The sequence below is a fragment of the Campylobacter sp. VBCF_04 NA7 genome (assembly GCF_027737405.1).
In the GTDB taxonomy this organism is placed as follows: domain Bacteria; phylum Campylobacterota; class Campylobacteria; order Campylobacterales; family Campylobacteraceae; genus Campylobacter_B.
In genome coordinates, this window is sequence record NZ_JAOVTT010000001.1 from 165,818 (window position 1) to 179,813 (window position 13,996).

Below are 13,996 nucleotides of genomic sequence, written 5' to 3' on the forward strand. Positions count from 1 at the left end.
CTTAAATTTAATCCATTTCATCGATACTGCCTTTTTGATTTTTAAATTTTACATTTTTCAAATTTAACTTATTTTTTGGTTTATCAAATTTGACTTTTTCGCCTTTTGGTTTTTTGGGTTGTTTTTTATTTTTTGGTTTTACAAAATGAAAATTATTTTTTAAATTTTTTCTTTTTTTACTAAACAATAACATTGCCCCACCAATAATCAAAAATCCACTTATTGGTATGTATAATAATGGATTTGAAAAATCGTGAAAGGCTCCTTGCGACCAAAATTGTTTAACAAAAAGCACTTTAAATCCAGCGATAATCATAACCACTGCAAGTAAATTTTTTCCATTAATCATTTTGAGTTCTTTTTATAAAAAATAAAAAAATCTTAGCTCTCATTTGAAATTTCATATTCACAAACCGCTCTACACCAACGCGACTTTTAGTTTATGCGACGCCAAAGTTTTTGGTTTTTCGCCCTGAGCAAGGGCGATAAACTCGTCCGTGCTAAGCAAGTAAAAATCAATTAGCTCGCGCCCCATTAGCGCGCAGATTTCACCACTTTTGCCGTCGATAAAACCAAACGCACTTTTAGAATTTACTAGCAAAAAATCAGCTCCGCTATCAAACGCGTCAAAGAGAATTTCCCCAGCCACCCTTAGCGCGCACTCCTTTTCGGCGCCGTAAATTTCAGCCCTTAACGCCTCGTTTTCGCGCTCAAATCTCACGACATCTCCGCCAAATCTGCGCACCAAATCCCGCGCGCCCTCATCGCCCCAAACAGCGATTTTAAAGCCCGTGTAGCGGTGTGGGGCAGTGTTTGCGTCTATCTCGGCTAGGCTTTGTGCGCTATAAATTTTATCCACGCGCGCTGGGTCAATCCAACAAAGCTCGCAAAGCCTATCATAAATCAAATCGCAATCATAGTCCAAATTTAGGGCATTACACGGAGTAAAATAGACAAGCTGCGGGCGGATAAAATCTAAAATTTCGCCCCTTTTTTGCGGGAAATTTTCGAGCAGAAAATTCGCAAAAACAAAGGCGCTGTTTCCCAAAAAAACCTCGCTAAACTTCCTTAAATTTGAACTATAAAAATACGGCGCTAATTCCTTGTAAAACTCGAAAGTATCGGCTGAGGCGATAGCAGAAAAACTCTGAAATTTAGAGTAAAAACTCTCAAATCCACACTCCAAATCCTTGCGTGCCTCGCTCTGGCTAAGTGGCGCGATGTATAAAATCCTACCAAAGCGCGCCAAAATCCCACCAAATGGCTCCTCCACGCTTGCGACTACGCCATTAATTTTGACAAAACTCACGCCCTCATAGCTAAAATACGGATCGCCCGCTTTTATCTCGCCTAAAAGCTCGCCCACGCTAGCGAAATTTTCGCGCTCAAAAATATATGGCTTAAAATAGCTTAAAACATCGATTTTAGGGTCAAATCTAAAAAGCCTGATCTCCAACATAACTGCTCCTTTTTGCGCCCGAAATTCTACTAAAATTTGGCTAATAATTAGATTTTTAGGCGCGATTTTATATAATAATCGCTTTTATTTTAGCCAAAAAGTGAAATTAATATGAAATTTTTATATACCTTAAACCACGCGCCCATAAACGCGCATTTTAGCAAAAACTCAAACGATTTCGTCGTGCGCGAAGTCCCGCTGTATGAGGCTAGCGGCGATGGCGAGCACGCGATGATACATCTGCAAAAAAAGGACCTTACCACCTGGGAAGCCTTGCAAATTTTAAGCGAACATTTAGGCATTAAGATGCGCGATTTCGGCTATGCAGGGCTTAAAGACAAAGAGGGCTTAACTAGCCAGTTTGTTACATTTCCTTTCAAATTCGCGCAAAATTTAGAGAGTTTTTCGCACGAAAAAATCAAAATTTTAAGCCTTAATCGCCACAAAAACAAGCTAAAAATCGGACATTTAAAGGGAAATAATTTTTTTATCCGCCTAAAAAAGGTTTTGCCAACTGACGCTTTAAAACTGCGCGAAGCTCTTGAAACACTCAGCGCGCAGGGGTTTGCGAACTATTTTGGCTTCCAGCGCTTTGGCAAATTTGGCGACAATGCTAGGGCAGGTCTAGCGATACTGCGTGGCGAAAAGCGCATTAAAAACCCTAAAATGCGCGACTTCCTAATCAGCGCGTATCAAAGCGAGCTATTTAACGCTTGGCTAGCCAAAAGGGTTGAAATTTCAAAATTTGCTAGCGAATTTAGCGTGAGCGAGTTTGCCAAAATTTACGGATTTGACAAAGACCTTGCCAAATCTATCGCCACTCAGGCGCAATTTTACAAGCTACTTCCGGGCGAGATTTTAGGGCATTTCCCGCACGGGGCGTTTTTTACCTGCGAGGATTTAGGCGCGGAGGTAGAGCGATTTGTGCGCCGCGATATCACGAGTGCTGGGCTCATCGCTGGGGCGCAAAAACTGCGCGCAAGTGGCGTGGCAAGGGGATTTGAGAGCGAGATTTTCGCCGAGGCTGAGGCGTATTTGGCGCAAACAAACGGCTCATATCGCTATGCGTGGAGCTATATAGAGGATATCTCGCACAGCTACGACGAGGAAAAGGCGCAGTTTGGATTTAGCTTTTATCTGCCAAAAGGCTCGTATGCGACGGTGATTTTGGAGGAAATTTTGCATAGAGAAATTTTCGAAAATTTTGTATAGTTTCGGAGTTTTTTGAAACAGTATTTAAGGAATTGACTTGATAAATATAAATTCAAATACCATTATTAGAGGATTTATAGGATTATTTATTTGCGTTATATTATTTATCATACATTCTGTAAGTATGGTTTTTCTACTTTGGTTGGTTGATAATATTATTTATTATGGAGAAATAAAGCAAAAGATTTTTGGTTTTTTTGCAATATTCTTCGGACCCATTATAAGTTTTTTTGTGTGTTCTTATGTTTATTTCTTGTTTTTCACATAAAAAAAGTATTTATGTGTTTATGCTTATTGTCCCTATATTTGTATTTTTTACGATGAAAATAACGAAAAACAAAATAATTGATTATTTCAATATACCAGAAGATTTGGGTATAGCAGAAATTATTGATATAACGATAGCAATTTTATTATATGTAGTTACAAAAATATTAATAGAAAAATTAATTTTAAAGGATGAAAAATGATAAAATTTGATAAAAATATAAAATTCGGTGGGCAAGGATACCCACCCTACGGTGCTAGGAAATTAAATTCTGGCTTTATATTCCAAAATTCTATCTACTATTATAATAATACTTGGAATAACCAAAACAAACAAACCCACAAAAATAGAAAATACCCATAATGCCTTTTCGCTACCTTTAACGAAATATGTAAGTATTGTTGAACTTAAACACATAATAATCAATGGAATTGTATGTTTTGAAAAAAATAATACAGCAAGCGTATCTCTATAACTTAATTTTATGTCATAAATTTCATTTATAAGACCATATTGTTTCGCAATTTTTAATATTGGGATAGCATAACCTTTCTGTTCCAAAATAACCTCTAATCTTAATTTTGCAATGATTTTTAAAATATTTTCTGGTTTTTCCTTGTCTTTCAACATATAAAAAATAGCTTTGTGACAATTGTCTTTATTGATGTCTGAAACATGCATACTTGTTAATTTTTGAAAATCGCTGTAAATTTTAGTATATCTAGGTGTGGTTAATTTAAAAAATTTTGTAAAATTTATATCATATATTTCAAAAATAAATTCAAAAATACCATAAAGAGCACCAGGCAAACCAACCACTAGCACAAATTTAATCCCTTCAATCCAAATAATAAGCCCAAGTATTAATACAAAAAATAATACAGATAATACATCCTTCATAAAAATCCAGAAATTTAAAATTTAAGAAATTATAAAATTTGAATTTAAATATTAAATTTATTGATTTTAAAAATTTTATTAATCAATTTAGCCCATAAAAATGAGCTAAATTTCATAATCCCATTTTGTTTGGATTTAGGATATTGTTTGGATCAAAGGCCTTTTTAATCGCGCGGAAAAGCTCCATTTCAGCCTCGTTAAACGCCATTTTCATATACGGAGCCTTCGAAATACCAATCCCATGCTCCCCACTTAGCGTGCCACCAAGCTCCACGGTCGCTGCGAAAATTTCCTCGATAGCTAGGTGAGCCTTTTTGACCTCTTCGACATTGCTTTTATCAGCCATGACATTTGTATGGACATTGCCATCGCCTGTGTGTCCGAAACAAGGCGTAACAAGCCCGTATTTAGCCGAAATTTCAGCGATTTTATCCAAAAGCGCAGGTAAATTCGAGCGTGGCACGGTGATATCTTCATTTAACTTCAAAGAGCCGTAGCAGGTGATTGATTGCGAGCAGTTTCTGCGCGCAAACCAAATATCCGCACTCTCGCGCTCGTCCTTTGCCACACGAAATTCGCTAGCTCCATTTGCCATAAAACTATCTTTTATCACGCGCAAATCGGCTTCTAGGCTATCTTCGATATTGCCATCTACATCGCAGATTAGTATCGCCCCAGCGCTAGTTGGCAGACCTTTGTGAAATTTCTGCTCGACAGCCTTTATACACAGATTGTCCAAAAACTCCATTGCCACGGGCGTTACGCCACTCGCCATTGTCTTATACACAGCGTCCATTGCGTTTTTCACACTTGGGAAAATTCCCATTGCGGTCTTTTTAAATTTTGGCATTGCGATGAGTTTTAGCGTGATTTCAGTAATCACGGCAAGCGAACCCTCACTAGCGATTAAAATTCCAGCGATATTATACCCAGCGACATCTTTTATCGTGCGTTTGCCAGCGCGTATGATTTCGCCACTAGGAAGCACAGCGCGTAGAGCCATGACATAGTCTTTGGTAATGCCATATTTCGCCGCTCTCATACCGCCTGAGTTTTCAGCGACATTGCCACCAAGCGTGCTGTATGCTTCACTCGCAGGATCAGGCGGATAAAATAGCCCCATTTTGGCGACTGCATTTTGCAAATCTTTGTTTATCACGCCCGGCTGAACGACGGCGACTAAATTTTGCAAATCAATCTCTAAAATTTTATTCATGTGCTTTTCAAAGCCTAGAATTATCCCGCCCTCATGCGCCAAAGAACCGCCCGTAAAGCCACTTCCAGCCCCACGAGGGATAATTGGCAGATTGTGAGCGTTGCAGTATTTTAAAATCTCGCTCACATCGCTCTCATCTCGCGGGAAAAGCACAGCGTCTGGCTTAAAGCGCCTTCTAGTCGCGTCGTAGCAGTAGGCGATTTTATGCGCTTCGTCGAAATATGCGTTTTCTTCGCCTAGCAAATTTGTGAAAAATTCTATATCAGAATTATTCATCATCTAAGCCCAAAAGATATGAGTAGTGTCTGTCATAGTCGCTAATAGGACCATTTGTGAAATCCCAAAACACGGTTTTGATATCCCCTACGCGTGAATAAAATGGAAGTGTATAGTATGCGACCTTGCCACTTTCATAAGTGCGAAGTGGTTTGAAACTGCCGCAGTCTGCAAATACGCTCTTTTCGTTCATTGCGATAAAAATTAGCCCAGTGCTGTTTTTCGCACAAATTTTGCGGAAATCATCACGGCTTGGGTTTGGTTTAGAATTTAGCCTTAAATACGCTCCGCCAAGGTCAGGGTGAATAAACTCGATATTTGGGAAAGCCTGCACGATTTGTGCGTAAATTTCGGCATTTGGAGCCACGATTAGGGCGCGGTCATAAAGGTAGTTTAAAATCACCTTATCGCCATTAGCTGGCAAAATTTTTGGTAGTGGCAGGGCTTTTTGCTCCAACATACCAAAGACTTCAAATCTGATTTTTGCCTTTGTGCCGGATTTTTCGCTAACTACTGCGCGCGCGATGATAGCGTTTTCGCCGTTGCCGAAATCATGCATTACAATCCCAGCGCTTCCTACCATGATAGCGGGATTATCAGCGATTACGGCTTCGCCATTTTGCACATCAAAAATCAGCGTTTCATAAGGTGGCATGTAAAACTCAGCCCCAAAAACAGATGATAAAAATAGCCCCAAAGCAAGTAAAATTCGTTTCAAATTTAACTCCTAAAATAAAATTTTCGCCAATTATACATAAGAATTTACAACAAACGGCAAGGGATATTTGCCAAATATAAACCAAATTTGGCTAGAATTGAGGTTTTAATTTCAATTTTAAAGCGGTTTATGATGAGAATTTTTGCACTGATTTTTTTACTTTTTAGCCTTTCTTTTGCCAGTTCTTCGAGTGTGGAAAAATTTAAATGGCCCTCAGGCGTGAGCTTGCTACAATTTATGGAAAATTTCTCTATTCCGCTCTCGACATATTATGATTTAGACAAAGAGGACCAAGAATTAGCCGCCGAAGTGCGCGCAGATGTCGAGTGCATGATGCTAAAAGACCCGCTTGGCAAAATCGTCCAAGTCCTAATCCCCATAAACGACGAACTTCAAATCCAAATTTACCGCGACAAAAAGGGAATTTACAAATTTATCTACACGCCGATTGTTTATGAGCAGCACTCTTACGCTCTTAGCATTGAGATTACTTCATCTCCCTCAAATGATATCTTAAAGGCTACTGGAAGTATCGCGCTAGCAAACGAATTTTCGAGCGTTTTTAAAAACGAGGTAAATTTCAAAAAACTGCAAAAAGGCGATCGCCTTACGATTTTATACGAGCAAAAAACTCGCCTTGGACGCCCATTTGGCGGGGTTAAAATCCTAGCCGGCACAATCGAAGAAGCCAAAAAGCCAAAATCGCTTTATTATTTCGATGACAAATACTACAACGAAACCGGCAAAAAGGTCGAGCATTTCGTGCTTACCACGCCTCTTGTTTATACTAGAATTTCATCTCGTTTCACGCCTAAACGCTTCCACCCGGTGCTTAAACGATACCGCGCGCACCTAGGCGTGGATTATGCTGCGCCAAAAGGGACAAAAGTAAATGCCGCAGGTAATGGCAAAGTAACCTTCGTAGGGCGCAAAAACGGCTATGGAAACACCGTCGAAATCAACCACGGCGGAGGTTTAGTTACGCTGTATGCGCATTTAAGCGGATTTGCCAAAGGGCTAAAAGTTGGTATGAGCGTAAAACAGGGTCAATTAATCGCCTATGTGGGCTCCACAGGCCTAAGCTCGGGACCGCATTTGCATTTGGGTCTGTATCGCAACAACCAGCCAGTCGATCCCCTAAAAACCATAAAAATCACAAAATCAAATTTCGTAAGCGAGGAAGAGCGCAAATTTAAGGCGTTGGTAAAGGATATGAACGCTAAATTTGACGCGGTTAAAGACGGCTCGAAAAACCCAGCGAAATTTGAACCTTATGAAAATTTAGTCAGCATAAATTAGAGGCAAAAATGGAAGCAAAAGATAAAGAATTTTTGACAGATTACGAAGAGGCTGAGGCTCTTTTAGAGGCGCATATCGGCGATACGATAGAAGAAGAGCTAAGCCCAGCGGACCTTGCAGATCACTTAAAGGCGCTTAAAAAACACGACGAGGAAAAATATGTCGAATTCCTAGAAAAACTCGACCCCGAGGACCTCGCTGACGCTGCGCTTGAAATGCCAGATCACATGCTCGAAGACATCATCGAAACCCTTCCTAGCGAGAAAATCGTCGAAGCTATCGAGGAGCTAGAAAGTGATGATCAAGCCGAACTACTCCAAAGTATCGAAGAAATCGACGAGGATAAGGCAAAGGAGCTTTTTTACGGGCTCGATGAGGACGATCGCCACGATATTTTGACGATTAACAAATACGACGATGACGAAGCTGGCGCGTATATGCAAACCGAGGTTTTTAGCGCACGCGAAAACCAAACCCTAGGCGAAGCTGTCGATATGCTAAGGGTAATGCGCCAAAACGGCGATATCGAAAATGTCTTTCAGCTCTTTGTTTTAGATGATAAGGGCCACATGCTAAGCGCGTTTTCGACCTCGGATTTGATTTTATACGATTTTTCGCTCACGCTAAAAGAAATTTCGCAGAAATTTAACGCAGACGCAAAGGTGCATTTCGCCACCGATACCGATAAAATCGAAGATGTCATCAAAGACTTCGAGGAATTTGACCTAAATGTAATCCCTGTTTTGGACGCAAACGGCGTGCTGATTGGACGAATCACAGCCGATGATGTGCATGATTTGATTCAAGAGCGCGCCACAGAGCAAATTTACAACCTTGCCGGTGTCAATGATGAGGCTGAGGAGGAAGATACTGCATTTTCAGCTGGAAAGGCGCGTGCATCGTGGCTGGGCGTGAATTTATGCACGGCGATTATTAGCTCGATTATCATCGGACTTTTTGACGCTACAATCGAGCAGCTCGTCGCCCTTGCCGTGCTTATGCCAATCGTGGCCTCCATGGGCGGAAACACAGGCACACAGGCTCTCACCGTTACGGTTCGTCGCCTAGCCCTCGGCGAAATCGAGGCGCGCGATATCCGCTCGGTAATCACGCGCGAAGTTACCATTTCGCTAGTAAATGGCTCGATTTTTGCCGTAGCAATGGGAATTGTGGCGTGGGTATGGTTTGGTATGAAGCTTCTTGGCGTCGTGATTGCGATGTCAATGGTGATAAATTTGACCTTGGCTGGATTTTTTGGCGCGATTATTCCAATTGCCTTGCGCCGTTTTGGAATTGACCCAGCTGTGGGAAGCTCGGTTTTGCTGACCACAGTTACTGATATAGTGGGATTTTTTAGCTTTTTAGGACTTGCAACATGGATATTGATATAAAAAATTTTAAAATTTCAAAACTCGAACACTCGAATTTTATTAAGCCATTTAGGCTAAATTTTGAATTAAACGGCGAGGCGCGAGCGTGGGACTGCGTCAAGGTGCATGATAGCGTCTCAATACTGCTCTATCACAGCGAAAAAAAGGCGTTTTTGCTCGTTAAGCAGTTTCGCCCAAGCGTGTGGTTTTACCAAGACGAAAATTTGATAAACTGCGATGAAAAGGGCTTTACCTACGAGCTGTGTGCTGGGATTTTAGACAAAGGTATTAGCGAGGAACAAACCGCAATCGAGGAAATTTACGAAGAAACTGGATATGAACTTAAAAATTTAGAGTTTATCACGAGTTTTTACAGCGCGCTTGGTTTTGGCGCAAATCGCCAAATTTTATTTTACGGCGAGATTGATGAGAGTATGAAAAAAGGCGCAGGTGGCGGGGTCGATGGCGAGAATATCGAGCTGTATTTTTTGCCACTAGATGAAGCTAAAAAATTTATGTATGATGAAAAAATCGTGCGAGCCTCTGGGTTAGTGGCGGCGTTTTTGTGGTTTTTCCAAAACAAGGGCGAAATTTAATGCAAATTTTAGCCCAAATTTCACTAAATTTTAGAATTTACCCACGCCGATGACACAGCATAATATCATTTTATATATCGAATACATCGGCATTGCCTCAGCCTCTTTGAGCGGGTTTTTATTCGCGGTTAAAAGGGACTGCGACTGGCTGGGGATTTTTTTGGCTGCGTTTTTGACCGCCCTTGGTGGCGGGATTGTGCGCGATATCACGGTGGGCAGACCGCTGTATTCCTTCACGCACTATATGCCAGTAATCATCGTCATTGCGGTGCTTATCGCCTCGCATATTTTCGCAGCCCAGACCAAAAAACTGCAAGGCAGATTTATATTTATTTTCTCCGACGCAATCGATGTGATTTGCTTCTCGATTGTCGGGGCTATGGTTTCGATCGAGTATGGATTAAATGTTTTTGGGGCGATACTTATCGCCTTTTTTAATGGCGTTGGGGGCGGAATTTTGCGCGATGTGCTATTAAACGAGGTGCCGTGGTTTTTGCGCACGGGGCTTTATGGGACGATAAGTATGGGTGTCGGGCTAGTTTATTTTATTTTAGACTGGCTTGACTTGGCGAATATCTACACGATTTTGGCACTATTTTTCGCTGGGATTGTGGTTAGAATGTTTGCGTATTATAGGGGTTGGCATTTGCCAAAAGTGGAGTATAACAAATGAAGTATTTAATGAGTAATTTTTCTAGGGTCGATGTCGCTTTTACTAGGGGTAAAGGCGCGAAGCTATGGGATAGCAACGGCGAGAAATACATTGATTTTGCCGCAGGTATCGGGGTGTGTAGCCTAGGGCATGCAAGCCCTGTGGTGATAGAGGCCATAAACACGCAAAGCGCGATGATAATCCATAGTTCGAACATTTATAGAGTCCTGCCACAAGAGGTGCTGGCCAAAAAAATCAGCAATCTTTTGGGCTATCAAACATACGCTGTGTTTTGCAACTCTGGGGCAGAGGCGAACGAAGCAGCCATAAAAATGGCGCGCAAATACGGCGCGACTAAATTTGAGAGCAAAAAATATGAAATTTTGACCCTCAAAAATTCCTTCCACGGACGCACAATGGCTACTTTGAGTGCCACAGGACAGGATAAATTTCACCCTGAAATTTTCGCTCCATACATTGAGGGATTTAAATTTTACGACGGAATTGATGAAATCATCGCAAATATCAGCGATAAAACGGTCGCTGTGATGATAGAACTAATCCAGGGCGAGGGCGGAATTTGCCCGCTGGATAAAAAATCAGTCCAAAAGCTAGCCAAAGTTTTGAAAGAAAAAAACCTACTTCTAATCACCGACGAGGTCCAATGTGGCGTCTATCGCTCGGGCGAGTTTGTCGCAAGCAAGCTCTATGGCATAGAGCCTGACATTATCACCTTTGCCAAAGGGCTAGCAGGTGGCGTGCCAATCGGTGCGTGCGTGGCTAGGGAAAATATCTTTGCACCTGGCGAGCACGGAAGCACATTTGGCGGCAACCACCTAGCCACATCGACCGCAAACGCCGTTTTGCGCGAGCTAGAATACCTCTACGAAAGTGGCGAGCTTAAAAAAACTATCGCTGAATTTGAGGAAAATTTAGACAAAATTCTAAAAGATTTCCCAAATTTCTTCGAATCTCGCACAGGACTTGGACTAATGCAAGGCTTGGTTTTAAAGGATAGCACATATCTAAGCATACTCTTTGCCGAGTGCCTAAGAAACGGACTTTTGGTGCTAAAATCAGGTAGCAAAACGCTAAGATTTTTACCGCCATTAAACATAAAGAAAAAAGAGATAAAAGCAGGATTTGAAATTTTGCGCAAGACTCTTGAAGAGCTTCAAGATTGAAATTTAGCGATTTTTTCGAGGCGTGGCTAAATGAAGGCTACTACGCAAATGGCGTTAAAATCGGCAAAGAGGGCGATTTTTACACCGCTGTTAGCGTGGGAAGCTTTTTTGGGATTTGCTTGGGGCGCGAAATTTTGCGCCTTAGTGCGAATTTTGCTGGCAAAATTTCACTCGTCGAAATCGGCGCGAACGAGGGATTTTTGCTCGCTGATATAGCGCAAGCGCTTTTTACTTTCGACCCAAATTCTTTGGCGAAATTTGAGTTTGTCATCATCGAGCCACACCAGAGGTTGCGCCAAATCCAAAGCGAAAATTTCGCTAAAAAATTTGGCAATGAAATCACGCTAAAACACCTTTCTTCGCTAAAAGAGGTGAAATTTAGCGAGGCGATTTTTATCGCAAACGAGCTTTTTGACACCTTCAAATGCGAGGTCGTAAAAGATGGCAAAATGCTTTATATCGAGGATTTTAAACAAATTTGGCGCGAAATTTGCGATAATAAAATTTTAAAATTTAGCGCTAGGGACGCAGAAATTCCGCTTGGATACGAGGAATTTGCTAGTAGCATTAATGCGCAAAAATTCGCCTTTTTGGCATTTGATTATGGCGAAATGGGTGCGAGCGGGGAAATTTCGCTTAGAATTTACAAAAATCACCAAGTCTATAATTTTTTTGAAATTCAAAATTTGGCCGAATTTTACGGGGTAAGCGACATTACTTACAATGTAGATTTTGAAATTTTATCGCGAGCTTTTGAGAATACTGGCGCGAAAATTGGCAGATTTATGAGTTTTGAAAAAGCCTTAATCGAATTTGGCGCGACACAAATTTTGGAGCAATTTGCGCAAAATTTGGGTCAAAACGGCTATCAAAACGCCCTAGCCCAGTTTAATCACCTGCGCCACGAATTTGGCGAAAAGTTCAAATTTATCGAGTTTTTAAAAGGATTTTAATGAGAGTTTTTATCGATTGCGAATGCGAGATTATGCAAAAAAGCCTCGAAATGTTTTTGGCAAATTTTGCCGTGCGAAATTTAGGCGAGGCCGATTTTGTCGTGACAGACACTGCCAGAGCAAGTGCCAAACCGCTCTTTATCATCGCCAAAAACGGCGATTTAGAACTGCCGTTTTCAAAAGAACAGCTTGTTTTGGCGCTTAAAAATTTTAGCGCAAGCGAGATCGTGCAAGCTAGCTATAATAAATTTGAGTTTTCGCAAAATTTGTATTTAGAAGCGCAAATCGGCGCAGTATTTGATGAATTTAAAGCGCGAATTTTAGAAATTTTAAGGAAACAAAGTGGCGAAATTTAGAGGCAAAATTTCAAGCGGAATTTACAAAGGAAAAAGCTTGGAACTCCCAAGCCTAGGCACTACGCGCAGCACGAAATCAATCGTAAAGGGCTCGTTTTTTGACTCATTTAGGTATGAATTAGAGGGCAGTTGCTTCATCGAGGGCTTTGGCGGAAGCGGCGGCATGGCGCTCGAAGCCCTTAGCAACGGCGCAAAAGAGGTTTTCGCTATCGAAAAAGACCGCAAAGCTTACGAAATCACAAGGCGCAACTTCGCCCTTTTTGGCGTGGAAAAAAACGCCCTAAATGGCGATTGTTTCGCGCTTTTACCACAAATTTTGGCGAATTTAGACAACGAAAAAATTTTCATCTACCTTGATCCGCCATTTGATATCAGAGATGGTTTTGCTGGAATTTACGAGCGCGTAGTGGGCTTAATCTGCGAAATTTGCGAGTGTGAGAGGGTGAAATTTGTGATAATCGAGCACGCAAGTGAGGTGAAATTTGAGGCAAATATCGCCAAATTTAGCCTTTTAAAATCCAAAAAATTTGGCGCCACGACACTATCTTACTATGCAAAATAAAATTTCAAAAAACCTTAGCGGTGCCGAAATGAAGGCACTTTTGGAGTATTATTCGGCGCGTAGTAATACTGATGAAAATCTTTTTAGCGCCCCAGATCCACTGCAAGTGCTAAAACCTCTCGCCCACACCCCGCACGCGCCCATAATCGCGCTAATTTGCGCACTTTTTGCCTATGGCAACGCAGGGCAGATAATCAAATTTTTAAATTCGCTAAATTTTGATTTGCTTGGAAGCGATGAAAAGACGATAAAATCAGCTTTACAAGGCAAAAAATACCGCTTTCAAAGCGAGCGCGATGTAGCAGAGATTTTTCTCGCGCTTCGCAGGCTTTGCGAGTGCGATATAGAAAAAATCATTTTAAATGGTATGAAAAATGGCGAAATCATAAACGGCATAAATGCGCTCATAGCCCAAATTTACGAGCTTTCAGAGTATCGCTCGGCTGGATATGAGTTTTTCTTCGGCAAAAATTTCACCGCCAAACCTACCTCGCCGTATAAACGCTACAATCTGTTTTTGCGCTGGATGGTGCGCAAAAGCGATATAGATTTGGGGCTGTTTTCGCGCATAAGCCCGGCCAAACTACTCATACCGCTCGATACTCACACACACAAGGTCTCGCTAGCCTTGGGTTTGATTGATAGAAAGGTTTATGACTTTCGCGCTGTTAGCGCTCTTAGCGCGAAACTGCGTGAGTTCGACCCGCACGATCCGATAAAATACGATTTTGCGCTGTATAGACTAGGACAAAGCAGAGAAATTGAGGAATTAATAAAAAATTTGAAGTGAAATTTAGCCCATTTTTGGGCTAAATTTAGATTTCTACGACTATTTTTCTGGCGTTTTCATCGACATAGATTGCGAAAATTTCGTGTTTTTTCTCGCCCACGACTTCCACTTCACAACCCCTAAGCTCGGGGCTTTCTAGCAAAATTCTAGCGATTGTATCATTTAACTCTTCTAGCGTCATTTTT

General features: G+C 41.3%; 16 protein-coding genes. 10 read left to right on the forward strand and 6 right to left on the reverse strand.

Annotation, left to right across the window (positions count from 1 at the left end; translation table 11 throughout):
- Positions 1-7: 7 nt before the first annotated feature.
- Together OFO00_RS00750 and OFO00_RS00755 are read right to left on the reverse strand one after the other, a co-directional pair.
- On the reverse strand, positions 8-349 hold the full coding sequence (locus tag OFO00_RS00750; RefSeq protein WP_270864492.1) for an LPXTG cell wall anchor domain-containing protein: 342 nt from the start codon (positions 347-349) through the stop codon (positions 8-10).
- A gap of 69 nt (positions 350-418) precedes the next feature.
- Positions 419-1,459 carry an HdrB C-terminal domain-containing protein gene (locus OFO00_RS00755; protein WP_270864493.1) on the reverse strand — a complete coding sequence of 347 codons (1,041 nt, stop codon included), beginning with the start codon at positions 1,457-1,459 and terminating at the stop codon, positions 419-421.
- 111 nt (positions 1,460-1,570) lie between these two features.
- Between OFO00_RS00755 and truD the strand changes: the two genes are divergently transcribed.
- On the forward strand, positions 1,571-2,671 hold the full coding sequence (gene truD / locus OFO00_RS00760) for a tRNA pseudouridine(13) synthase TruD (protein WP_270864494.1): 1,101 nt from the start codon (positions 1,571-1,573) through the stop codon (positions 2,669-2,671).
- Between the two features lie 532 nt (positions 2,672-3,203).
- On the opposite strand, the gene OFO00_RS00765 is transcribed toward truD, so the two are convergent.
- The 3 genes from OFO00_RS00765 to OFO00_RS00775 all read right to left on the reverse strand — a co-directional run bounded on the left by OFO00_RS00765 (position 3,204) and on the right by OFO00_RS00775 (position 6,049).
- Positions 3,204-3,839 (reverse strand): hypothetical protein, encoded by a 636-nt coding sequence (locus OFO00_RS00765; RefSeq protein WP_270864495.1) that lies wholly within the window; start codon positions 3,837-3,839, stop codon positions 3,204-3,206.
- Positions 3,840-3,951: 112 nt separating this feature from the next.
- Positions 3,952-5,331, reverse strand: coding sequence for an FAD-linked oxidase C-terminal domain-containing protein (locus OFO00_RS00770; protein ID WP_270864635.1), 1,380 nt, complete (start codon positions 5,329-5,331; stop codon positions 3,952-3,954).
- Positions 5,324-6,049, reverse strand: a complete 726-nt coding sequence (locus tag OFO00_RS00775) for a plasminogen-binding N-terminal domain-containing protein (protein WP_270864496.1) — start codon at positions 6,047-6,049, stop codon at positions 5,324-5,326. The genes OFO00_RS00770 and OFO00_RS00775 overlap by 8 nt, the downstream gene beginning before the upstream one ends.
- A gap of 129 nt (positions 6,050-6,178) precedes the next feature.
- On the opposite strand from OFO00_RS00775, the gene OFO00_RS00780 reads away from it, so the two are divergent.
- Genes OFO00_RS00780 through OFO00_RS00820 form a run of 9 tightly spaced genes read left to right on the forward strand, consistent with a single transcriptional unit; the run spans position 6,179 to position 13,811 of the window.
- On the forward strand, positions 6,179-7,348 hold the full coding sequence (locus OFO00_RS00780) for a peptidoglycan DD-metalloendopeptidase family protein (protein ID WP_270864497.1): 1,170 nt from the start codon (positions 6,179-6,181) through the stop codon (positions 7,346-7,348).
- 8 nt (positions 7,349-7,356) lie between these two features.
- Positions 7,357-8,739, forward strand: a complete 1,383-nt coding sequence (mgtE, locus tag OFO00_RS00785) for a magnesium transporter (RefSeq protein WP_270864498.1) — start codon at positions 7,357-7,359, stop codon at positions 8,737-8,739.
- Positions 8,724-9,314: an NUDIX domain-containing protein gene (locus OFO00_RS00790; protein WP_270859030.1), complete on the forward strand. Its 591-nt coding sequence runs from the start codon at positions 8,724-8,726 to the stop codon at positions 9,312-9,314. The genes mgtE and OFO00_RS00790 overlap by 16 nt, the downstream gene beginning before the upstream one ends.
- A gap of 49 nt (positions 9,315-9,363) precedes the next feature.
- Positions 9,364-9,987 (forward strand): trimeric intracellular cation channel family protein, encoded by a 624-nt coding sequence (locus tag OFO00_RS00795; protein WP_270859031.1) that lies wholly within the window; start codon positions 9,364-9,366, stop codon positions 9,985-9,987.
- Complete coding sequence (locus tag OFO00_RS00800; RefSeq protein ID WP_270864499.1) at positions 9,984-11,150, forward strand: aspartate aminotransferase family protein; 1,167 nt, start codon at positions 9,984-9,986, stop codon at positions 11,148-11,150. The genes OFO00_RS00795 and OFO00_RS00800 overlap by 4 nt, the downstream gene beginning before the upstream one ends.
- The gene (locus OFO00_RS00805) at positions 11,147-12,103 is read left to right on the forward strand and encodes an SAM-dependent methyltransferase (RefSeq protein WP_270864500.1); all 957 of its coding nucleotides are present in this window, start codon (positions 11,147-11,149) and stop codon (positions 12,101-12,103) included. Before OFO00_RS00800 ends, OFO00_RS00805 begins: the two co-directional genes overlap by 4 nt.
- Entirely contained in the window at positions 12,103-12,459 is a 357-nt protein-coding gene (locus tag OFO00_RS00810) for a hypothetical protein (RefSeq protein ID WP_270864501.1), read from the forward strand. Before OFO00_RS00805 ends, OFO00_RS00810 begins: the two co-directional genes overlap by 1 nt.
- Complete coding sequence (rsmD, locus tag OFO00_RS00815; RefSeq protein ID WP_270864502.1) at positions 12,446-13,021, forward strand: 16S rRNA (guanine(966)-N(2))-methyltransferase RsmD; 576 nt, start codon at positions 12,446-12,448, stop codon at positions 13,019-13,021. Before OFO00_RS00810 ends, rsmD begins: the two co-directional genes overlap by 14 nt.
- Before the next feature lie 28 nt (positions 13,022-13,049).
- A complete protein-coding gene (locus tag OFO00_RS00820; RefSeq protein ID WP_270864503.1) occupies positions 13,050-13,811 on the forward strand; it encodes a TIGR02757 family protein in 762 nt (253 codons plus the stop codon).
- A 25-nt stretch (positions 13,812-13,836) separates the two neighbouring features.
- Here the strand turns inward: OFO00_RS00820 and OFO00_RS00825 are convergent, their stop codons facing one another.
- Entirely contained in the window at positions 13,837-13,992 is a 156-nt protein-coding gene (locus OFO00_RS00825; RefSeq protein ID WP_270859037.1) for a hypothetical protein, read from the reverse strand.
- Positions 13,993-13,996 lie beyond the last annotated feature (4 nt).

Coding starts and splice junctions, on each gene's coding strand:
- OFO00_RS00825 (WP_270859037.1), bottom strand. CDS start 13,992: ATGACGCTAGAAGAGTTAAATGATACAATCGCTAGAATTTTGCTAGAA.
- OFO00_RS00810 (WP_270864501.1), top strand. CDS start 12,103: ATGAGAGTTTTTATCGATTGCGAATGCGAGATTATGCAAAAAAGCCTC.
- OFO00_RS00780 (WP_270864497.1), top strand. CDS start 6,179: ATGATGAGAATTTTTGCACTGATTTTTTTACTTTTTAGCCTTTCTTTT.
- OFO00_RS00820 (WP_270864503.1), top strand. CDS start 13,050: ATGAAGGCACTTTTGGAGTATTATTCGGCGCGTAGTAATACTGATGAA.
- OFO00_RS00790 (WP_270859030.1), top strand. CDS start 8,724: ATGGATATTGATATAAAAAATTTTAAAATTTCAAAACTCGAACACTCG.
- OFO00_RS00770 (WP_270864635.1), bottom strand. CDS start 5,331: ATGAATAATTCTGATATAGAATTTTTCACAAATTTGCTAGGCGAAGAA.
- truD (WP_270864494.1), top strand. CDS start 1,571: ATGAAATTTTTATATACCTTAAACCACGCGCCCATAAACGCGCATTTT.
- OFO00_RS00755 (WP_270864493.1), bottom strand. CDS start 1,459: ATGTTGGAGATCAGGCTTTTTAGATTTGACCCTAAAATCGATGTTTTA.
- mgtE (WP_270864498.1), top strand. CDS start 7,357: ATGGAAGCAAAAGATAAAGAATTTTTGACAGATTACGAAGAGGCTGAG.
- OFO00_RS00800 (WP_270864499.1), top strand. CDS start 9,984: ATGAAGTATTTAATGAGTAATTTTTCTAGGGTCGATGTCGCTTTTACT.
- OFO00_RS00750 (WP_270864492.1), bottom strand. CDS start 349: ATGATTAATGGAAAAAATTTACTTGCAGTGGTTATGATTATCGCTGGA.
- OFO00_RS00765 (WP_270864495.1), bottom strand. CDS start 3,839: ATGAAGGATGTATTATCTGTATTATTTTTTGTATTAATACTTGGGCTT.
- OFO00_RS00795 (WP_270859031.1), top strand. CDS start 9,364: ATGACACAGCATAATATCATTTTATATATCGAATACATCGGCATTGCC.